The 19,419-nt window shown below is 68.9% G+C and carries 27 protein-coding genes; 11 read left to right on the top strand and 16 right to left on the bottom strand.

Annotated elements, in window-relative coordinates:
• Positions 1 to 85 precede the first annotated feature (85 nt).
• From LCF40_RS13005 to LCF40_RS12985, 5 genes are all read left to right on the top strand, one after another.
• Positions 86 to 421, top strand: a complete 336-nt coding sequence (locus LCF40_RS13005) for an AbrB/MazE/SpoVT family DNA-binding domain-containing protein (RefSeq protein ID WP_114577620.1) — start codon at positions 86 to 88, stop codon at positions 419 to 421.
• A 34-nt stretch (positions 422 to 455) separates the two neighbouring features.
• Complete coding sequence (locus LCF40_RS13000; protein ID WP_114577619.1) at positions 456 to 941, top strand: hypothetical protein; 486 nt, start codon at positions 456 to 458, stop codon at positions 939 to 941.
• 78 nt (positions 942 to 1,019) lie between these two features.
• Entirely contained in the window at positions 1,020 to 1,559 is a 540-nt protein-coding gene (locus LCF40_RS12995) for a poly(R)-hydroxyalkanoic acid synthase subunit PhaE (RefSeq protein ID WP_114577618.1), read from the top strand.
• A complete protein-coding gene (phaC, locus tag LCF40_RS12990) occupies positions 1,556 to 2,983 on the top strand; it encodes a class III poly(R)-hydroxyalkanoic acid synthase subunit PhaC (RefSeq protein ID WP_224828760.1) in 1,428 nt (475 codons plus the stop codon). Before LCF40_RS12995 ends, phaC begins: the two co-directional genes overlap by 4 nt.
• Before the next feature lie 75 nt (positions 2,984 to 3,058).
• Complete coding sequence (locus LCF40_RS12985; protein WP_224828759.1) at positions 3,059 to 3,796, top strand: beta-ketoacyl-ACP reductase; 738 nt, start codon at positions 3,059 to 3,061, stop codon at positions 3,794 to 3,796.
• A gap of 6 nt (positions 3,797 to 3,802) precedes the next feature.
• Here the strand turns inward: LCF40_RS12985 and LCF40_RS12980 are convergent, their stop codons facing one another.
• The 3 genes from LCF40_RS12980 to LCF40_RS12970 form a co-directional block, all read right to left on the bottom strand.
• Complete coding sequence (locus LCF40_RS12980; protein ID WP_224828758.1) at positions 3,803 to 4,216, bottom strand: hypothetical protein; 414 nt, start codon at positions 4,214 to 4,216, stop codon at positions 3,803 to 3,805.
• Positions 4,217 to 4,339: 123 nt separating this feature from the next.
• Positions 4,340 to 4,834 carry a cyclic pyranopterin monophosphate synthase MoaC gene (gene moaC / locus LCF40_RS12975; protein WP_224828757.1) on the bottom strand — a complete coding sequence of 165 codons (495 nt, stop codon included), beginning with the start codon at positions 4,832 to 4,834 and terminating at the stop codon, positions 4,340 to 4,342.
• Positions 4,827 to 6,281, bottom strand: coding sequence for an NAD(P)H-hydrate dehydratase (locus LCF40_RS12970; RefSeq protein ID WP_224828756.1), 1,455 nt, complete (start codon positions 6,279 to 6,281; stop codon positions 4,827 to 4,829). Before LCF40_RS12970 ends, moaC begins: the two co-directional genes overlap by 8 nt.
• A 75-nt stretch (positions 6,282 to 6,356) precedes the next feature.
• Here LCF40_RS12970 and LCF40_RS12965 point away from each other — a divergent pair, with 75 nt between their 5' ends.
• Entirely contained in the window at positions 6,357 to 6,893 is a 537-nt protein-coding gene (locus tag LCF40_RS12965) for a hypothetical protein (protein WP_224828755.1), read from the top strand.
• Here LCF40_RS12965 and LCF40_RS12960 read toward each other — a convergent pair whose 3' ends face one another.
• Complete coding sequence (locus LCF40_RS12960; protein ID WP_224828754.1) at positions 6,894 to 7,178, bottom strand: acylphosphatase; 285 nt, start codon at positions 7,176 to 7,178, stop codon at positions 6,894 to 6,896.
• A 117-nt stretch (positions 7,179 to 7,295) separates the two neighbouring features.
• Here LCF40_RS12960 and LCF40_RS12955 point away from each other — a divergent pair, with 117 nt between their 5' ends.
• Complete coding sequence (locus tag LCF40_RS12955) at positions 7,296 to 7,553, top strand: glutathione S-transferase N-terminal domain-containing protein (RefSeq protein ID WP_224828753.1); 258 nt, start codon at positions 7,296 to 7,298, stop codon at positions 7,551 to 7,553.
• Here the strand turns inward: LCF40_RS12955 and LCF40_RS12950 are convergent.
• The 5 genes from LCF40_RS12950 to LCF40_RS12930 all read right to left on the bottom strand — a co-directional run bounded on the left by LCF40_RS12950 (position 7,521) and on the right by LCF40_RS12930 (position 11,151).
• Positions 7,521 to 8,252 (bottom strand): energy-coupling factor transporter transmembrane component T family protein, encoded by a 732-nt coding sequence (locus LCF40_RS12950; RefSeq protein WP_224828752.1) that lies wholly within the window; start codon positions 8,250 to 8,252, stop codon positions 7,521 to 7,523. The genes LCF40_RS12955 and LCF40_RS12950 overlap by 33 nt on opposite strands.
• Positions 8,246 to 8,950, bottom strand: coding sequence for an energy-coupling factor ABC transporter ATP-binding protein (locus LCF40_RS12945; protein WP_224828751.1), 705 nt, complete (start codon positions 8,948 to 8,950; stop codon positions 8,246 to 8,248). The genes LCF40_RS12950 and LCF40_RS12945 overlap by 7 nt, the downstream gene beginning before the upstream one ends.
• A gap of 1 nt (position 8,951) precedes the next feature.
• Positions 8,952 to 9,527: a biotin transporter BioY gene (locus LCF40_RS12940; RefSeq protein WP_114577607.1), complete on the bottom strand. Its 576-nt coding sequence runs from the start codon at positions 9,525 to 9,527 to the stop codon at positions 8,952 to 8,954.
• 95 nt (positions 9,528 to 9,622) lie between these two features.
• On the bottom strand, positions 9,623 to 10,789 hold the full coding sequence (locus LCF40_RS12935; RefSeq protein ID WP_114577606.1) for a hypothetical protein: 1,167 nt from the start codon (positions 10,787 to 10,789) through the stop codon (positions 9,623 to 9,625).
• 71 nt (positions 10,790 to 10,860) lie between these two features.
• Complete coding sequence (locus tag LCF40_RS12930) at positions 10,861 to 11,151, bottom strand: DUF7545 family protein (RefSeq protein ID WP_114577605.1); 291 nt, start codon at positions 11,149 to 11,151, stop codon at positions 10,861 to 10,863.
• 86 nt (positions 11,152 to 11,237) lie between these two features.
• Here LCF40_RS12930 and LCF40_RS12925 point away from each other — a divergent pair, with 86 nt between their 5' ends.
• Positions 11,238 to 11,390, top strand: a complete 153-nt coding sequence (locus tag LCF40_RS12925; RefSeq protein WP_198667915.1) for a DUF7557 family protein — start codon at positions 11,238 to 11,240, stop codon at positions 11,388 to 11,390.
• Between the two features lie 17 nt (positions 11,391 to 11,407).
• On the opposite strand, the gene LCF40_RS12920 is transcribed toward LCF40_RS12925, so the two are convergent.
• Together LCF40_RS12920 and LCF40_RS12915 are read right to left on the bottom strand one after the other, a co-directional pair.
• On the bottom strand, positions 11,408 to 11,869 hold the full coding sequence (locus tag LCF40_RS12920) for a DUF5799 family protein (RefSeq protein ID WP_114577604.1): 462 nt from the start codon (positions 11,867 to 11,869) through the stop codon (positions 11,408 to 11,410).
• A gap of 115 nt (positions 11,870 to 11,984) precedes the next feature.
• Complete coding sequence (locus tag LCF40_RS12915; protein WP_114577603.1) at positions 11,985 to 12,380, bottom strand: OsmC family protein; 396 nt, start codon at positions 12,378 to 12,380, stop codon at positions 11,985 to 11,987.
• An 84-nt stretch (positions 12,381 to 12,464) separates the two neighbouring features.
• Here LCF40_RS12915 and LCF40_RS12910 point away from each other — a divergent pair, with 84 nt between their 5' ends.
• Positions 12,465 to 12,902 (top strand): DUF7124 domain-containing protein, encoded by a 438-nt coding sequence (locus tag LCF40_RS12910; RefSeq protein WP_114577602.1) that lies wholly within the window; start codon positions 12,465 to 12,467, stop codon positions 12,900 to 12,902.
• On the opposite strand, the gene LCF40_RS12905 is transcribed toward LCF40_RS12910, so the two are convergent.
• A complete protein-coding gene (locus tag LCF40_RS12905; protein ID WP_114577601.1) occupies positions 12,899 to 13,621 on the bottom strand; it encodes a metal-dependent hydrolase in 723 nt (240 codons plus the stop codon). The genes LCF40_RS12910 and LCF40_RS12905 overlap by 4 nt on opposite strands.
• Positions 13,622 to 13,851: 230 nt before the next feature.
• Between LCF40_RS12905 and LCF40_RS12900 the strand changes: the two genes are divergently transcribed.
• Positions 13,852 to 14,448, top strand: a complete 597-nt coding sequence (locus LCF40_RS12900; protein WP_224828750.1) for an NUDIX hydrolase — start codon at positions 13,852 to 13,854, stop codon at positions 14,446 to 14,448.
• Positions 14,449 to 14,602: 154 nt separating this feature from the next.
• Positions 14,603 to 14,872 carry a hypothetical protein gene (locus tag LCF40_RS12895; protein ID WP_224828749.1) on the top strand — a complete coding sequence of 90 codons (270 nt, stop codon included), beginning with the start codon at positions 14,603 to 14,605 and terminating at the stop codon, positions 14,870 to 14,872.
• A 3-nt stretch (positions 14,873 to 14,875) separates the two neighbouring features.
• Here LCF40_RS12895 and LCF40_RS12890 read toward each other — a convergent pair whose 3' ends face one another.
• From LCF40_RS12890 to LCF40_RS12875, 4 genes are all read right to left on the bottom strand, one after another.
• Positions 14,876 to 15,589: a ferredoxin--NADP reductase gene (locus tag LCF40_RS12890; RefSeq protein WP_224828748.1), complete on the bottom strand. Its 714-nt coding sequence runs from the start codon at positions 15,587 to 15,589 to the stop codon at positions 14,876 to 14,878.
• 155 nt (positions 15,590 to 15,744) lie between these two features.
• A complete protein-coding gene (locus LCF40_RS12885; protein ID WP_380684027.1) occupies positions 15,745 to 17,058 on the bottom strand; it encodes a nickel pincer cofactor-dependent isomerase, group 22 in 1,314 nt (437 codons plus the stop codon).
• A gap of 5 nt (positions 17,059 to 17,063) precedes the next feature.
• A complete protein-coding gene (gene pdxA / locus LCF40_RS12880) occupies positions 17,064 to 18,134 on the bottom strand; it encodes a 4-hydroxythreonine-4-phosphate dehydrogenase PdxA (protein WP_224828746.1) in 1,071 nt (356 codons plus the stop codon).
• Positions 18,121 to 19,389 (bottom strand): four-carbon acid sugar kinase family protein, encoded by a 1,269-nt coding sequence (locus LCF40_RS12875; protein WP_224828745.1) that lies wholly within the window; start codon positions 19,387 to 19,389, stop codon positions 18,121 to 18,123. The genes pdxA and LCF40_RS12875 overlap by 14 nt, the downstream gene beginning before the upstream one ends.
• Positions 19,390 to 19,419: the final 30 nt, after the last annotated feature.

Here is a 19,419-nt window from a genome sequence, read left to right as displayed (position 1 = left end):
CGAATCAGACATTTCTCGCCATCAGACGGTATCAGATGGTATCAGACGGAAACATTTATTGTCTCGGGGCCGTTCGGTAGGAGTGATGACGGACGACTCCCAGCCGCCGTGGTTGCCTGCGCTGTTCTCCGAGCAGATGGCGGAGATGCAGGACGCGAGCGAGCAGGTCGCCCAGTCCCAACAGGAGCTGTTCCGGCAGTTCCTCGAGGCGAGTTCCCCGACCGAGAGCTCGGGGGTCAATCCGATGACCAACCCGCTGTCGACCTCGACTGCGACGTTCAAGGCACGCGTCCAGAGCGGCGGCCGGATCAGCGTTCCCGAACCCGAACGCGAGGCCCTCGACATCGAGGAGGGAGATATCGTCCAGACCATCGTCGTCCCCGTCAAGCGCTCGCGCGACGACGAGGACGGAGAACAGTAACGACCCGATACGACCCACATCCAACCCTACTACCATGACCAACGACCCACTCACCGCAGTCTTCGACGCCCAGCGCACCGCCGTCGAGCAGAGCCGGAAACTGACCCACGACACGATCGAGGCCCAGCGGGCCTCCTTCGACGCCGCCGGCGAGATGCTGGCCGCCTCCGAGCGGCTCACCGAGCAAAACGCCGAGCTCACGACCGGCGCCGTCGGCGCCTACTTCGACGCCCTCGAAGCGGCCTTCCCCGAGGGCGCCGTCGATACCGACGAGCTCCGGGCGGTCGTCGAGGAGGGCGTCGAGACCGCAAGCGAGAGCCAGCTCGAGTCCCTCGCCGCGATGGCCGATATGGTCGAGGAGTCGGGAGCCGCCTACGACGGCGTCGCCGACACCTACGCCGAGGCCGTCGACTCCTCGTTCGACGCCTACCTCGACGCCCACGAGAACGTCGAGGAGAGCGTCAGCGGGATGGCCGACGCCGTCGAGGACGCAGGCGAGGAGTTCGACGCCTCGGCGTAATCGAACTCGACCGCCGGGTCCCCCGGCTCTCCCACCCAGCCACACAGCTTTATTTCATACGCGACACAACCATTACTCATGACAGAGACACCCACGGAACCCGCGAACTGGAACGCGTTCGTCGAACAGTGGAACGAGCAGTTCATGGACTCCGTTGAGGAGAACATGGAGGCACAGGCCCGCTTCGTCGAGAGCTGGGCCGAAACCGTCGAGGCGACGACCGACGACGCCGAGATGAGCGAGGGCGTCCAGGGCTATGCTCGTGCCTACGAGGCCTGGATGGACGCCTCCGAGCGGATGGTCGAACGGATGAACGACCAGTTAGAGGGCGAAGAGGTCGAGATGGAGGAGTTCCGGGACATCTGGCTCGACACCGCAAACGACGCGTTCAAGGAGGTCATGTCGACGACCGCCTTCGCCCGGATGACCGGCGAGACCGTCGGCGACCTCATGGAAGCCCAACAGGACGCCGAGGAGGCCGCCGAGAGCACGCTCTCGACGCTCGGTTTCGCCACCGAGAGCGGGGTGACGGAGGTCGGCGACCGCCTCGTCGAACTCGAGCGGCGCCAGCACGCGGTCGAGGAGAAACTCGATCGAGTTCTCGAGGAACTCGAATGAAGAACCCGTTCACGGTCGGTCTCGACATGCAGCGCCAGGCCTGGGAGGGCGCCGCCGAGATGGCCGAGAAGGCGGGCGTCGCGCCCGACCGCGCCGAGACTCTCGGCGACGCCGAAGTGGGGCAGACGCCGAGCGAGGTCGTCTACGAGGAGAACAAGCTCCGGCTGCTCCACTACGAGGCCCAAACCGAGGAGCAACACGACGTCCCGATTCTGATCGTCTACGCGCTGATCAACAAGCCCTACATTCTGGACCTCCAGCCCGACCGCTCGGTCGTCCGGCGCCTGCTCGAGGCGGGGTTCGACGTCTACATGATCGACTGGGGCGAGCCCTCCAAACTCGACCGCTCGCTCACCCTGGAGGACTACGTCACCCGCTACATCGACAACTGCGCCGACGTCGTCTGCGACCGCTCGGACCAGGACGCGATCAATCTGCTGGGCTACTGCATGGGCGGGACGATGGCGGCGATGTACGCCGCGCTCTACCCCGAAAAGGTCCGCAACCTGGGGCTGATGGCCGCCGGTCTCTGTTTCGCCGGCGACGGCGGCGTCCTCGAGCTCTGGGGCGCCGAGGACTACTACGAGCCCGGGGTCGTCACCGACACCTTCGACAACGTCCCCGCGGAGTTTCTGGACGTGGGGTTCGCGCTGATGGATCCCGTCGCGAACAACGTGACGAAGTACGTCCGCTTCTACGACAACGTCGAGGACGAGGAGTTCGTCGAGAACTTCGCGCGCATGGAGCGCTGGCTCGACGAGGGGATCGACGTCGCGGGCGCGACCTACGAGCAGTTCATCGCCGACATCTACCAGGAGAACAGGTTGATCGACGGCGAACTGTCTCTGGGCGGCGAGCGCGTCGACCTCGACAACATCGAGATGCCGGTGCTCCAGATCGTCGCCGAGTACGACCACCTGGTGCCGCCGGGAGCCTCCAAACCGTTCAACGAGGCGATCCCGAGCGACGACACCGAGGTCATGGAGTTCGCGACGGGCCACATCGGGATGTCGGTCTCCTCGCGTTCCCACGCCGAACTCTGGCCCGAGGTCTGTGACTGGTTCGAGGAGCGTTCGAAAAGCGAGACCGACGCCGAACCCGACGCGCCCGAACCCGAGGAGGCCGACGCCGGTCTCGTCGAGGACGTCGCTGGTGACGAGACCGGAGCCGACGATCTGGACAGCGAGAACGGAATCGGCGATGGCGACGAAGACGCCAATCCCGGGGACGGCGAAGCCGTCGACGAGGGCAAGGAGCTAACCGCGATCTCGGGCATCGGATCCGCCTATGCACGGCGACTCTCGGAGGCGGGTATCACGACCGTCGAGGATCTCGCGAACGCGGACGCCGCCGACCTCGCCGCCGAGACCGGAATCTCGCCGAGCGGGCTCCAGAAGTGGATCGATCGCGCCGGCGACCGCTGACCGCGCCGATCGGGGGGCTCACGTCCCGCGAGACGCCACCTCGTTATTTACCGTCGGAGTTCGTTACGGTCTTTCATGGAGGGGCGAACCTGCGTCGTCACCGGATCGGCACGAGGCATCGGACGGGGGATCGCCGAACACCTCGGCCGGAAGGGCGCGAACGTCGTGGTCAACTACCGGAGCTCCGAGGAAGCCGCCCGCGAGGCCGTCGAAACGATCGAGGACCACGGGGGACGGGCGATCGCGGCCCGGGCCGACGTCACCGACCGGGAGGCCGTCGAGGCGATGCGCGAGCGGTGTCACGAGGCCTTTGGCCCCGCGGACGTGCTCGTCAACAACGCCGGGATGACCGCCGACACCCAGTTCGTCGAGATGAGCCCCGAGGAGTGGGAGAGCGTCCTCGAGGTCAACCTCGGGGGCACCTTTCACTGCACCCAGGTCTTCTACGACGACGTCTGGAACGCGCCCGAAGGCCGGCTCATCAACATCTCGAGCGTCGTCGGCAAGCAGGGCAACTTCGGGCAGGCCAACTACGCCGCCGCCAAGAGCGGCCTCTTCGGGTTCACTCGAACGATCGCCCTCGAGCTCGCCCAGGGGAGCTCGACGGCCAACTGCGTCGCGCCGGGGTTTACGAAGACCGATATGTTGGAGAGCGTCCCCGAGACGGTCCTCGAGCGGATCGTCGCCGAGATCCCCCTCGAACGGCTCGCCGAGGTCGAGGACGTCGCCGCCGTCGTGGGCTTTCTCGCGAGCGAGGACTCATCCTACGTCACCGGCGAAGTGATCGACGTCAACGGCGGGATGGACCTCTAAAACGCATTACTCCGCGAAACGATTCGGGACGAGCGCCCGCCAGCCGGGATCGTAGCAGCACGCGAACGCGAGAGGAACGGAGACGACGATCAGCGGGGCCGTGTAGAGGGCGATCGTGAACGGGTCCGGCGGCGAGACGACGCCACCGACCAGAGCCGCGATACCGACGCCGATGCCGACCGACCCCGCAGTCCGCTCGAGGCGATCCGCGGTCTCGGCCCGGCCTGGAAGGTCCCGCCGGTGGTTCAGGTACGCGGGAACGGCGACCGGACCGAGTACGAGGACGAACACCCCCCAGAGGCGCCCTTTCGCGCCCCGAGCGTTCGCGTCCGCCGCGACCGCATAGCAGAGACAGAGTCCGGCGAGTACGAGCGATCCGATCACCGCGACCCCGAGGACGAGTAGCGGTTCCGACACCATCACTCGGACCGACAGACGACCGCCGACGAGAAATAGTTTTCTTCGTAAACGTCGCGAAAACGATTTAACCGGGATTCCGATCGTCGATCACACCATCCTCGGGGCGACAGACCCGAACGGGAGCTACTCGAGCGCCCGCTTTTCCTTGTCGAGTACCCGAACGTTGCCGATCTCCGTCTCGGGATACCCGCCCTCGTCCTCTTTCTCGATCGCCTTCACCATGTCCCAGACGACGTTCAGCCCCGTCGTCACCCCTTCCAACGCTTCCATCTCACAGCCCGTCTTGCCAGTGGTCTCGACTGCCACCTCGCAGTCGATCCGGTTCTCGCGGAGCTCGAAGCCGACCTCGACGTTCGTGATCGGAATCCCATGACACATCGGAATCGTCTCCCAGGTGTGTTTGACCGCCTGGATCGCGCCGATCCGGGCGGTCGCCAGCACGTCGCCCTTGCCCACCTCGTCGGCCCGGATCGCCCCGACCGTCGACTCTCGAAGGGAGATCTCGCCGGCGGCGACGGCCCGTCGTTCGCTGTCGGGTTTGTCCCCGACGTCGACCATCTGGACGTCGCCCTCCCTCGTGGTGTGGGTCAGGTCCTCGGCGTCCTCGTTCTCAGTCATCGCCGCTCACCCGGCCGGCCTCGCCCCGGATCACCCGCGGAATCTCCTCGAGCAGGTCCGAGGCGTAGATCCCGAGTCCGCTCTCGTCGCCCTGCTCGCTCGCGACGACCTCGCCGGCCCGACCGTTGACGTAGGCCGCGGCCGCGCCGGCCTCGAAGGGCTCGGCGTGCTCCAGGAGGGCCGCGGAGATCCCCGCGAGCAGATCGCCGGTGCCGCCGACGGCCATTCCGGGAACCCCGACCCGGGCGACCCGAGTGCGCTCGCCGTCGGAGACCACGTCGTCGACCCCCTTCGCGAGGACTGTGTGGCCGAGGTCGTCGGCGAACGCCTCGATCTCGTCGGTCGCCTCCCGCAGATCCGTCACCTCGGGGCCCCCCATCTCAGCGAGTTCCGCCCGGTTGGGGGTACACAGAAGCGTCGCCTCGGTCTCGACGTCCGGAACGATCGACAGCGCGTCGGCGTCGACGACCATCGGGCCCGTGTAGGACTCGAGGAAGACCCGGGCACCTTCGAGGGTCTCCTCGGCGTTTCCGAGCCCCGGCCCCAGCACGACGACGTCGTCGTACCCCTCGGCGGTCTCGACCAGCTCCTCGGCCCGGTCGGGGGTCAGCCGGTCGCCGTCGTAGGGCTGGACGATGAGATCCTCGGCGTAGCCCTGGATCTCGCCGGCGACGGTATCGGGAGCAGCGACGAAGGCAAGTTCCACGCCCGACCGGAGGGCGGCCTGGGCGGCGAGCGCCGGTGCGCCGGTGTAGGGGCCGCCGCCGATCACGAACGCCCGGCCCTCGCGGGTATCGGGGCGGGCGAGCGCGAGGTCACCGGGTCCGAGAACGCGTTCCGCGGCCGCCGGAATGCCGATGTCGGCGACCGTGAGTTCGGCGGAGAGTTCCGCCAGACCCGGTTTCTCGTCGTGGAATGTCACCACGTGATCGGCCTCGACGCCGTTGTCGGCGCTCTCGCCCTCGTCGGCGTCGAACCCCGACGGGACGTCCACGGAGACGACCGTCGCGTCCGCCGCATTGATCTCCCTCGCCGCCGTCGCCGCCGGCTCGCGGAGTTCTCCCGAGATCCCGGTGCCGAGCATCGCGTCGACGACCACGTCGGCGTCGGGCAGTTCCAGGGCCCGGGAGTCGGTCACCTCCCGGCGGTCGTAGCCCGCCTCGCCGAGGACCACCCAGTTCTCGCGGGCGATGCCGGTGCCAATGGCGTCCTCGCGGCCCAGAAGTAGCGTCGTGGTGTCGTAATCGTCGAGAAAGCGCGCCGCCACGAACGCGTCGCCGCCGTTGTTGCCCCGGCCGGCGACGATCAGTATCCTGGAACCGGGATCGGCGACCTCGCGGACGACACGCGCGATAGCGTTCCCGCTCGATTCCATCAGCTGCTTTCGCGCCACGCCCAGCGCGGCGGCGTTCTCGTCTACGGCACCCATCCGTTCGCCGGTGATCATGGCGAGGGGTTCGGTCGGCGAGGCGTTGAAGATTGTGGACGAAAGTGCAAACCGGCCCGGACACCTACTTCGGCCATGAACGTCTTCTGGCTCGACGAGGATCCCCGGCTCGCCGCGCGCTATCACTGCGACGAGCACGTCAACAAGCTGCTTCTCGAGGCCGCCCAGGTGCTCTGTACCGCGGCCCGCGAGAACGGCGCCGACGCCGACTTCCTCTACGCGCCGACCCACACCGGCCACCCGGTCACCCGCTGCGCGAGCGAGTCGCGGGCGAACTGGCTCCGGCTTCGCGCCCACGCCGAGGCGCTGAACGCGGAGTTCGTCGAACGCTACGACAAGGACAGCGATCACGCCTCCTGGGAGGTCATCGCCCGGATCGACGATGCGGGGATCGATTTTCCGGGCGAGGAGCCGACGGCCCGGCCCCAGGCGATGCCCGACGAGTACCGTCGCGAGGGCGACACCGTCTCGGCCTACCGGGCGTACTACGCCGGCGAGAAGGCCGACTGGGCGACGTGGGCCCACACCGAGGAACCGCCGTGGCTCGGCGAGTACGACGCCACTGACGGAGGGAACGACGCGGACGGGGAACCGACCTTCGATTCTCCCTGACTACCGCCGGATCTCGAACCCTGACTCCCCCTCGGGGTCACCGTACTCGACCGCCACGTCGGAGACGTCGGCGGCCGGGCTGCCCTCGTGACAGAACTCAACCATCGACTCGACACCCTCCTCGGGACCCTCGAAGACGGCCTCGACGCGGCCGTCCGCGAGGTTTCGAACCCAGCCGGAGACGCCCGCCTCGCGGGCGGCGTCGCGGGTCGTCGCACGGAAGTAGACGCCCTGTACGGTCCCGGAGACGAAGACGTGTGCGCGGGTCCGGTCGGAGTCGGTCATGGCGGGGCAGTCGTCGGCAGGGACAAAGAAACGCGGGGCTCCGAGTCAGACCCGGCTGACGAACGCCCCGTCGGCGCGACCGGTGGGCTCATACGGCCCGACCTCCTACGCCCGCCGATGGCTGAGATCACGTTCTACGAGCTCCCCGGCTGTCCGTTCTGTGCGAAAGTCAGGTCCAAGTTGGAGGAACTCGACCTCGAGTACGACTCGATCGAGGTCCCCCGCGCACACGGCGAGCGCGAGCAGGTCAAGGAGGTAAGCGGCCAGACCGGCGTCCCCGTACTCACTGACGAAGCCCACGGCGTCGAGGGGATGCCCGAGAGCAGCGACATCGTCGAGTATCTAGAGGAGACCTACGGCTCGGGCGCCGCGTAGAAGCGCCGAGAGGGCCAGACCCGCGGCGAGCGCCAGTGCTGGCAGATCCCGCCGCGAAAGCGAGAGCGCCGGAAGCGTCGGCCCCCAGGAGAAACACCGCGCCTGGAGGGCGAGCGAGAGTCGGTCGGCCCGGCGGAAGGTCCGCTCGAGCCCGAGGACCCCGACCGTCGTCGCCCGCTCGACGGCCCCGCGTTCGGTGCCCAGCCGGGCGGCCGAGGCCCGCTGGATCCGCCGGAGGTCCCCCCGAATCACCGGCAGGAATCGAAAGACGAGCGCGATCCCCACGCCCAGGAGCTGGCCGGCTTTGCCGGGGATCGTCCGCTGGATCGCGGCCCGCGACTCCGAGACCGGGGTCGTCCGGACGTAGGCCGCGCTCACGACGAGCACGAGCAGGACCCGGTAGCTCCCCAGCGCCGGCTCGACGGCCGCAGACGGTTCGAACCAGGGCGGTCCGAGGGTGAGCGCGGCGACCAGCGGCCCCGCGGCGAGCAGGAGAGCGGGGTAGCGAAGCGAGCGGGCCGTCCGCCGGAGGGGGAACTCCGACGCGGCGGCGATCCCAGCAGCGAGGGCCGTGAGGGCGGCCAGGGCGACCGGGGTCGTGTAGGCGAGGGCGGCCGCCGCGAAACCCGCCTGGACCGCGAGCTTCGAGCGGGGATCGAGCCGGTGGGCGATCGAGTCGCCGGGCGCGTAGCTCAGCATCCGGGAACCCGGACGCCGATCCCGTCGAGATCCCCGAGCCCGTCGGCCGGCGCACGGTCGAGGACGACCGCTCCCTCGGACATCCCGACGACGCGATCGGCGAGCTTGAGGACGTCCCGGAGGTCGTGGGTCGCGACGAGGATCGCGGTTCCCGAAGCCGAGAGCTCCTCGAGACGGGCGAGCACCGACCGTCGTGCGGGCTCGTCGAGGCCGGCGAACGGTTCGTCAAGGACGAGGTGGGTCGGCTCCATCGCGAGCGCGCCCGCGATGGCGACTCTCGACTGTTCGCCCCCCGACAGGGCCTCGATCGCCTCCTCGGTTCGACTCCCCATCCCGACCGCGGCGAGCGCGCGCTCGACTCGCCGATCTATCTCCTCGCGGGGGTGGCCGAGGTTCGCGGGGCCGAAGGCGACGTCCTCGCCGACGGTCGCGGCGACGAACTGGTCGCGGGGATGCTGAAAGACCATCCCGACGCGCCGGCGGACGGCCACGGGCTCGTCGGCGACGTCGTGGCCGTCGACGAGCACCCGTCCCTCGTCGGGAACCAGGAGGCCGTTGCAGTGGCCCAGAAGAGTGGTCTTCCCGCTCCCGTTCGCCCCCGCAAGCACGACGAACTCGCCGTCGCCCAGGGTGAGCGAGAGTCCCGCTATGGCGGTCACGTCGCCGAACCGGTGAGTGACGTTCCGGAACTCGATCATCTCAGACGGTGTCGATCCGGCCGGATCGAGCGATCGCGACCGCGACGACGATCTTGACGAGATCACCCGGGATCAGCGGGGCCGCGACCGCGAGGGCGGCCTCGCCCAGTTCGATCCCGACGACCCAGGCGTACCACGATACCCCGACCGCATAGAGCACGGCAGTGGCGACGAGCAACACGCCTCCCAGGTAAAGCGGGGAGAGTTCCGCCGGGTCCCGCAGGTCGCCCCCCCGGTGGATCGCGTACCCGATCAGGAACGCGGCGACCGGGAACGTGACGAGAAAACCGCCGGTCGGGCCGACGACGACGCCTGGGCCGGCGGCCCAGCCCGCAAAGACGGGTGCGCCGGCGATCCCCGCCGCCAGATAGAGCCCCATCGACGTGGCTCCCCAGTACGGTCCCAGATAGATCCCGGCGAGAAAGACGATCAGCGGCTGGAGCGTCCCCGGGATCCCGGCGATCGGGATCGCGACGATCGCCGTCGCGCCCATCAGTGCCGCCAGCAGCGCCGCGCGCGCGAACTGCCTGACGACCCGCCCCTCGACGAGATCGACCCCTTCCGTTTCGGTTTCCATACCCGCCCTCTCTCGTAAACTGAAATCAATCTTCGGTTTACGCCCTGGCGGCGGAGGACGGTTCCGAACGCGAGCGGGACGACCTCCGAACGCCTCTAGAAGTGGAGTCCGTACTCCGAGCGGAGGTGGTGGGCCGCGGTCCCCCAGGTAAAGTCGCCGCCGGGCCACCAGGTCCGGGCGTTGTTGATCCCGGCGACCAGCAGGGCATCCGGGTTCTCGGGGTCCTCGTGGAAGCTGACCGAGCCGCTGTCGCCGTCGGCGAGGTCCTCCGCGCCGCCCCACTTCAACTGGCCGCGCTTGCAGACCTCGCCGGCGTAACAGGTGACCGCGCCGACGCCGTGGATCGGTCCCGACGACCGCCCCGACAGCGCGCCGACCTTCGTGAGGGGCTCGCCTCTCGCCGCGAGGTCGGCGAGTCCGACCCGCGTGTACTGGCCGATCACCTGGGCGGGGTCGGCCCGCTCGATCCGGGAGGCCGGACGGTACCACCCCTCGGGTTCGACCCGGACGAGATCCGCCCCGGGATACCCCTCGCCGACGCTGCCGATGCGGTACACCTGGTCGCCGTGGAGGACGCCGAACTCCGCTCCGTGGTGGCTGTGCTCGCGGGCGCCCCCGGAGCCGTAGACGTGGTTTGACGTCGCGAAGAAGCGCTCGCCGCTGTCGGCGTCGATCACCGCCGGAGAGAGCGTTCCCGAGCCCACCTCCGTCACACAGAGAACGCCGCCGGGGATGCCCTCGGGAGAGAGCTCCCGGAGCTGGTAGCCCGCAGGCGTCCCGCCGCCGTCGGCGAGTTCGACCCGCGGCGAGAGCTCGTCGATCACCGAAACGTCTACGGCGAGGTCCGCCCCGCTCCCGGCGGCGACCGGCGCCACCAGCTCCTCTAGGGCCTCGCCGACGGCCTCGGTCGCGGTGACGTCGAGCGACGCCGTCGCCTCGCCGTACTCCCCCGGGACGACCGCTGCGTCGATGATCGGGTCGAGGGCGGCCTCGACGATCCGGTCCCGGGCCGAAAGCGCAAGCTCCACGCTCGCGTGCCAGCGGGGAGAGACCTCCCTCGTCCGCGGTTCCAGCGCCCCCCGCTCGGGTGCGCCGTCTGGGCGGGCGAACGCGTAGGTGATCGTCCCGAACTCGTCGTCGACGTAGTCGTCGATCCCCTCGACGAACGTGGCGCCCGCCGCGAGAGCGAGCCCGGAGCCGAGCAGCCGTCGCCGCCCGATCGCCCGTCGATCGGTTCCACCGCGGCTCTCCGTCTCGTTCACGCCCCCGTTATGGGGTGGGCCGGTATTTGCGTTACCCCGGTAATCGCCTGCCCCTCACCGCCGGCTGGCGATCAGTGCTGGTGGCCCGTCGCCTCGCCGAACGTGACGCCGAACCGGTCCTCGAATCGGTCCATGATCTCGCCCTCGGCGGCCTCGAGGTCGGGGTCGTCTGCCTCCCCGTGGTGGGCGAGATGATGGGCGCGGCTCGCAAAGGAAAGCAGGGTGACGTCGGCGACGGCCTCCGCGGACCCCTGGCCCTCCTCGGCGAGCAGGTCGACGAGCGTCGCGGGGACGGCGATCTCGTCGCTGCCCTCGTCGGTTTCGATGCTGACCGCAATCGTCTCGACGTCTTCGCTTGCCATACCGCCACCTGGACGGGCCGACATAAACCTCCTCGGGTCGCGCGACGGTTGGGGTTTATTCCGGTTCGTGACCTACGGTTCCCCCCATGCCCACGACCGAGATCGAACTCGCAGAGGAGACGGTCGAACGGCTCGACGCCCTTCGGGTCGACGACGAGTCATACGACGAGCTAATAAACGAATTGATAAATATCTACGAGGCGGGCGAGTTCACGCTGTTTCACGCCGGCAGCGAGTAGCCGGCGACCGCGGGCGGCTACTCGGTGGCGGCCGTCCGCACCGACTCCCAACGCCCCTTCGACTCGAGTTCGGACTGCAGCGCCTCGGCGTACTCTCGAGTGAGTTCCTCGGCGGCCTCCCGTTCTGCGTCCGAACCGCCACCTCCGCCGCCCATCCCGAGGGCACCCTTGAGCGAGTCAACGATCCCGCCGCCCGACCCCCGGTCGTCCCCGCCCTCAGGACCTGTGGCCCCACCCATCGCGCCGACCTGCGAGCGGACGTTCTCGAGTTCCGGAAGGATCTGCTCGACCTTCTCGGTGTTGGCGACGATCCGGGCGGCCTCGGGGTCGTCGGCGTTCTCGATCTCGAACTCCGTCGCGGTCATGATCAGGCTCCACTCCTGGTTCGAAAACCGCGAGCCGGCGATCCGCGAGGTGAACTCCCGGTCGACGGTCATCCGCTCGCCGACGATCCGGTCGGTCCAGTCACTCTCTGACATACGGTCGCTTGGAGGAGCGGCGGTATCAGGATTTCCCTCGAGCGCCCGCCGGTGGCTCGGTCCACGCGTTCGACGGCGAAACCGGTCATCGAAACGGCCGAACGAAACCCCGCGTTTAGAAGGCGCCGCCCTCGATGGAGGCGTCGGCGTGGAGGCTCTCTTTGAGGGCGTCGTGGACCTTGCAGAGCTCGAACGCGCGTTCGATCACTTCCTCGCCGGTCTCGTCGTCGACGTCGCTCTCGACCCGGATGTCGAAGGCGACCGACTCGAGCTTGTCGTCGTCGTTGAGATCGCCCGAAACGTCGATCTCGACGCGCCCGAGGTCGTCGACGCCGCGTTGCTGGCCGCCGACTCTGAGCGCGGGAACGTAACACGAGCCGTAGGCGGCGAGCAGGCTTTCGAGGGTGTCGGGAGCCGACTCGCCCTCGGCGTCGATCTCGACGTCGAAGTCGCGGATCTCGTTCGTCGCGCTGAACCCCTCCTCGGAGACGGTGGTCACTTCCTTCGTCATTGCGTCCCCACCGTCGACGCCCGGCGGGTAAACGTTTCCGCTGTGGGACAGCGGTTATCCGGGAGGGTCCCCAAGAACGGGGCGATGAGCATCGACGGCTCGGCCGACCCGGGACCGGGCGACGTGACCCTCGCGGTCACCCCTTCGGCCGTCTCCCGGCTCGAAGACCCACGGGCAGCGTTCGAGGACGCGGCAACATGGACCCACTACGTCGGCGTGCTGGGGAATCACACTGAGGAGGTCGCCGCCGTCGTCGAAACCCACGACCTCCGCCAGGACTTCGACCTCGGCGACCGGGATATCTGGCTCGCCGCCCAGGACGTCCGTGCGGCCGCCGACACCCCCCGGTACGTCCTCGTGGGCACGTCCGACGAACACCAACGGGTCGCCGGCCACACCGGCTGGGAGTTCGTTCGCGTCACCGAAGCGGCCGAAAAGGCTGACTGGGAGCTCTCGGATGGGGGCAACGAGGGGGACGAGGAGGGCCTGGTCGCGCGACTAGTGGCGGCGCTGCCCTTCTAGATCTCGAGACCTTCGTCGCCCGAAAGCGCGTGGACCTCGGCGTCGCTGCCGGCGGCCTCGACCTCCCGTTCGAAATCGGCGGGGTCCTGTTCGATGGGCGGGAACGTGTCGTAGTGGATCGGAAGGACGTGATCAACGTCGAGCCAGTCCACCGCGATCGCGGCCTGCATCGGCCCCATCGTGAAGTGGTCGCCGATCGGGATGGCGGCGGCGTCGGGCTCGAGGTAGGGACCGATCACCTCGCGCATCTCGGTCATCAGCCCGGTGTCGCCGGCGTGGTAGAACGTCGTCGATTCGTCGTCCGAAACCTGGGTGGGCTTCGTGTCGCTAATCACGAAGCCGGCGGGCGGGCCCGCCGAATACTCGTAGTCGGTCTCGATGCCGTTCGTGTGGTCCGCACGATGCATCGTGACGTAGGCGTCGCCACACTCGACGGTGCCCCCGAGGTTCATCCCCATCCCGCCGACGACCTCCTCGAAGCCGTACTCCTCCTGGGCGTAGGCGGCGAGTTCGGGCACCGCGACGAGCGTCGCGTCGGCAAACGCCCCCGCGCTTCCGACGTGGTCGGCGTGGCCGTGTGTGAGGAGGACGTAGTCGGGCTCCTCAACCTCGGCTGGCTCTACGTCCGTCTGCGGGTTGTCGAAAAAGGGGTCGATCAGCAAGCGGGTGTCGCCGACCGAGACCGCGACCGTCGAGTGGCCGTGCCAGGTGAGTTCCATAGCGGGCGGTGGTACAGTCGTGGGCTACTAAAGCGTAACCCGGCAGGACGAGACGACGATACGAAAGCGCAGTCGAGTACGCCTCCGGATCCGACCGTTACCCCGCTTTCGATCGAACGTCGGCCGACCAGCCGCCGATCCGTCCCGCTCGCGTAGGGAGTCGTCCGGTAGCTGGCGCCGACGCGATGGGTCTCCGAAGCGTTTTGTCGGCCTGGCCGGAGGTAGGTGATATGGGTTATCGGGATATCAACCGCGACGAGGTCGAACGCCGGCGCGATCGGCTGTTGGACCGTTTCGGCGATGCGCCGGTGTACGAGCGCCACGACACGCCGAGCGACGGCGAGTTCGCGGAGTGGCTCGAGATGTCCCGCGACGGGTACATCGGTAGCGCGTACGCCCTCGTCCGACGGACGCCCGATCAACTCCCGCCGCTCACGGAGTCGATGGCGGTCGACGGGACCGAGCAGGAGCGGGTCCTCCTGATCGTCGGGCGAGGCGGGTCCAAGTGGGGCGTCCCCGGTGGCGGACGGGAGGACGACGAAACCATGGAGTCAACCGTCGTTCGCGAGGTCTCCGAGGAGGTCGGCATGTCCGTCTCTCCGTCGGGGATCGGCCACATGCGCCACGAGATCGCGACCTGCGAGGAGTACGACGAGCGCCTCCACGTGCTCCGGGTGTTCTTTCACGCCGACTACGAGGACGGCTCGATCGCGATCCAACCCGGCGAACTGAACGGAGCGGCATGGTTCGCCACCCCGCCAGCCGACGAACGGCTGTATCCGTCCACGCGGCGACTGCTTGAAACGTGGAGCGCGGAAGACGACTAGAAGCTGTTACCAATGTGACACACCGCACCGGGAGTGAGAGATCGGTCCACCGGAGAGTCGTCGAACGCGCCCGAGATGGCTGACGAGCCGAGGCCTCGGTTCGGATTCTCAGACGACTGCCCCAGCTTTTACCCTCTCCCGCCGAAGGGCCGGCGTGTTCACCATCGACATCGACCGGTTCATGGTAGAGATCGACGAGGGCGCGTTCAAGAACGTCGGGCCGGCGACGAAGGCCGCGACCGCGAAGCTGTTCGGGGTCGAGAGCGCCGAAGCGCGGGAGTTCGGCGACAAGCGCGTCAAACTCGCCTTCGAGGACGGCGAGGGAAACGCAGTCGAGGTCGCGCTCTTTCCCGACGAGGCGAGGCAGATCCGGGAGGGCCTCGCGGAACTCGAGGCGGGGTCGCCGGTGTTCGACGACGAGTGAGGATCAGTCCTCGGCGGCGTCTCGCTCCCAGCCCTCGGTGTAGATCGCGTCGTCGTCGATCCCCTCGTCGTCGAGGAGCTCTTCGGTCTCGACGACCATCTCGGGGACGCCACAGACGTAGCAGGCGGGATCGTCCAGGCCCTCGATGGCCTCCGGGAGGTGCTCCTGAACGTGGCCTGTCCGACCGTTCCAGGCCCGGTCGTCCTCGCGGTCGGAGAGGACGTACTCGACCGAGAGGTTCGGGTGCTCGGCCCGAATCTGATCCAGGCTCTCCCGGAAGATCAGGTGTTCCTGATCGCGCTCGCCGAAGACCAGCCGGGCCGTCCCGCCACCCTCTCTGGCGTACTGTCTGAGCATCGGGTAGATCGGGGTGATTCCGGTGCCGGTCGCGAGGAAGGCCGCGTCCCGATCCAGGTCGCGGACGTGGAGGTTGCCCGAGACCTCCTCGATCTCGATCTCGTCGCCGGGTTCGCGGTCGTGCATGTAGACCGAGGCGGTGCCGTCGTCGTAGCGTTTGATCGCCAGGACGAGCTGGTTCGTTCCCGGAAGGGTGGCCGCCGTGTAGGGACGTTCGACCTCCTCGCCATCGTCCTCGAAATGGATCGCGGTATGCTGGCCGGGCTCGTACTCGAAGGTGTGGTCTTCGGCGACGAGCCGGAACTGTGTGACGTCCGGGGTCATCCGGTGGACGTCCGCGACGGTGACGGTCAGGGTCATGGGCGGAGTTCGGACGACGCGGCCAAAGGGCTACTGCCGGCATACCGAGAGCCGAGCGAGCGGATCGGGACGTCATAGGGTCGGTTACAAGTCATTGCACCGTCGATCACAACACGGTACTGCGACCGAACGGTACATCGTTGTAACCGACCCTATCAGTCGTACGGCGCCGTCTCCAGTCGGCCCTCCGAGAACTCGATCGGGCGGAGTTTCCCTACGGTGACGTCGGGCCTGTCCTCGAGCTCGCGGGCGACCGGCTCCGAAACGACGAGGTCGTCGGGTTCCAGGGTGTTTCGGATCCGCGCGAACCGGAGTTCGCCGGGGTCGGCGACGCCGGTCGTCGAGGGGGCAACCAGGAGCGCGGTCGCGTCGTCGGGGACGACGAACGGCAGCTTCGCCCGGCGGGGCTCGCCGCTGGTGACGACGTTGACGTACATGTCCTCGACCGCGAGGTCGGCGACGACGTCTCGATGCACGAAGTCCGCCAGGCCCATCCCGAGGGCGTTGCCATGGGAGGCCGGCGTCACGGATCGGGCGTACACCCGCGCGATCGATGGCTCGTCGGGTTCGTCCTCGCCGTGGAAGTAGGTCCGACCGAGCACGTTCGTGTCCATTCCCGTCCCCGAGATCTCCTTGCCGATCTCGTCTACGACCAGGAGGTCGAGGTCGGTGACGGGAAGGGTCGCGAGCGTTTCTCTGGCCGTCTCGAGGAGTTCGGGTTCTCGCTCGAGGATTCGGCCGGCGTCGATCCCCTCGACGTGGGCGGCCCGGTGGCGGGCGTTCTCGACGAGGGCAATCCCGCCGATGATCGGGAGCTCCTCCAGCAGGATCCCCGCGCGTTCCTGGATCACCGACGAGAAGTCGGCGGCGAGGCCCGCGTTGTGCAGCGACTCGGCGCCACGATGCTTGCCGAGGCCGATGACGGCCATCTTGCAGAGCCCGCTCTCGACCGGTCCCGAAAAGTCGGTGTGGGGCTTTACCCTGTTGGCGAGGACGACGCCATCGACTTCCCGGGCGTCCCGGGCGGCGTACACCGGTCGTCCCAACCCATCCTCGCCGACGCGATCGACGGCCATCGACGAGCGGATCACACAGCCGATGGTCTCGGGAGTGATCCCCAGGGCGGCGAGGGTTTCGCGCTGACCCTCCGCGGTGGCGCCGCCGTGGCTCCCCATCGCCGCGAGGATCACGGGTTTCAGGTCTCGCTCCCGGAGTTCGGAGACGGCGGTCTCGAGGATCGTCGGCATGTCGTCGATCCCGCGGCTCCCGGCGGTGATCCCCACCTCGGAGCCGGGCGGAAGCTCCCCCAACCCGTCGATATCGCCGACGGCCTCGTGGGCCGCCCGCTCGACGTCCGGGAGCTCGTCGTGATCGCGGTGGCGGGTGGCGGGCGCGACCCGGGGCAGGTCCCCGATCGTGGCGTCGGTCGCCGCCCGCAGTTCCTCGGCGTCGGGGACCGAAAAGGGGATCTCGGTCACTCCGGTCCACCTCTCTCGGCTCCGTCGGTGCTTTTCGCATCGTCCGTGCGGCTCGCGGCCATCTCCGTCGCGACCGAGACGGCCTGGCGGAGGCTCCGGTCGGAAGCCACCCCCTCGCCGGCGATGTCGAAGGCGGTGCCGTGATCGACGCTGGTTCGCACGATCGGGAGCCCGATCGTGACGTTCACGCCCGACACCTGCCCGCCCTCGGCGAACCCGAGCATCTTGATCGGGATGTGGCCCTGATCGTGGTACATCGAGACGACACAGTCTGCGGCGCCGCCCGCGGCCGCGGGGTAGACGGTATCGGGCGATTCGGGGCCCGCGACCGCGATCCCCTCCTCGCTGGCGGCCGAAATCGCGGGCTCGATCTCCTCGCGTTCGGTCTCCCCCAGGAGGCCGCCGTCGCTCGCGTGAGGGTTCAGCCCCGCGACCGCGATCCCGGGTTCGGCGATCCCCAGTTCCCGAAGGGCCTCGTCGGTGACCCGAATCGTCTCGAGAACCGACTCTCGAGTGACCAGCTCGCAGGCCTCCGCGAGCGGGACGTGGGTGGTGACGTGGCTCACCCGAAGATCGCCCTCGATCAGCAGCATCGCGTAGGAGTCGGTGTCGGTTCGGTCGGCGAGCATCCCGGTGTGGCCGGCGTGGTCGCTGCCCGCGAGCCGCGTGGCCTGTTTGTTGATCGGCGCGGTCGTCATCGCGTCGATCTCGCCCGCGAGCGCGAGGTCGATCGCACGCTCGACGTAGTCCAGACTCGCCCGGCCGTAGGCCTCGCGGACGACGCCGTACTCGAGCCCGTCGACGTTCGCGAGGTCGATGACGGGGACCGTGTCGGGTCCTCCGACGTCGGCCGCCTCTGCGGGACGATCGACCGGAACGATCTCGGGGGAGACCCCGCAGTTCTCGACTGCTGCCCGGAGGACGCCCGCGTCCCCGACGACCAGGGGCATCGTTCGGCCGTCCTCGAAGAGTTCGGGCCAGGCCGTTACGATCACCTCGCTGCCGACTCCGGCCGGGTCGCCCATCGTCAGGGCGACGGTGTAGCGATCCATGTCAACTGCCCCCATCGAGACGTCCCAGGACCGTAACGATTGTCGATTCCCCGCCGAACCCGCCCGCCTTCGTCACCAGTGGCGTCCCCGAGAGCGGTCCGCCCGCGACCCGCCCGCACGGAACGCCCTCGGCGACCGCCTCGCCCGAGAGCCGGATCGCGTCGATCCCGACCTCCTCGCAGACGGCGAGTGCGACGTCGCCCCCGGTGAGAAAGAGGCCGGAGGGTCGGCCTTCCGCGAGCGCGACGCCCGCCGCGGCCGCGAGCGCGCGCCGGACCCGCGCCGCGACCTCGTTCTCGTCGTGGCCTGCCCTCGCTCCCGCACCGCGGGTCGCGGCGACGTCGGCGCGCGACCGCGCGGCGGTGACGAGCGCGTGCTCGCCGCGGGCGAGGCGGGCGGCCGCGCGCTCGCCCGCCGCGCGGCCCACCCGCTCGGGTTCGGCGACCAGTTCCTCCCCGTCGAGTTCGATCACCGTCGAGTCGGGAACCCGCTCGATCCCCGCGAGCGTGGCGTCGGCGACGCTGCCGACGACCGCGAGGACGCCCGATCCGTCCGGCGATCCGACCGCGCCCCCCGTGACGCCGACTCCCCGTTCTGGAACCGCGATATGAGCCGCCAACCCGCCGCTGCCGACGTAGAGGACCCGCTCGCCGAGTTCCCCACCCGCCCGTGCGATCGTCGCGAGGTGGCCGTCGTCCGCGGCGTCGAAGGTGGCGATCCGGGGCCCCTCGCCGGAAGACTCGAGAACCTCGTGGATCGCGCCGACGCCTTCCGCGACCGTCTCGAGGGGGACGTGCTCGACCGGGTACCGGGCCTGCTCGAAGAGCGCGGGGAGCCGGTCGCTTCCGGGCGGGTTCGCGTCGTCCGCGTACCCGGTTTCCGAGAGCCGGCGGCCCTCGACCCGGTGAATCCCCTCGCGGGTCGTCCGGCCGGCGGCCGGAAAGGCGGGCGCGACGACCGCGAGATCGGCGTCCGACGCCTCGATGGCGGCTTCTACCTCGCTCGCGACGTTGCCCCGGAGCGTCGAATCCACCTTCTTGTAGACGACCCGGGCCTCCCGGCCGCCGAGGGCGCGGGCGACGGCCTCCCGGGCGTCGTCGTCCTCCGCGTAGCGGCTATCGGTGTTCACGGCGAGGACGGCGGGATCGTCGGCGTCGGGAGCGATGTCGCGCTCGGAGACGGCGACGACGGTCCGGTGGCCCCGCCGGGCGAAGCCGTGACCGGCGTCTACGGCCCCGGTGAGGTCGTCGGCGACGAGTAAGACCTCCATGGCGGTCGATTCGAGGGCGGCGTTATAAAC

It is taken from the genome of Saliphagus infecundisoli (assembly GCF_020177375.1).
Taxonomy (GTDB): domain Archaea; phylum Halobacteriota; class Halobacteria; order Halobacteriales; family Natrialbaceae; genus Saliphagus; species Saliphagus infecundisoli.
This window is presented reverse-complemented; position numbering and strand designations above follow the sequence as displayed.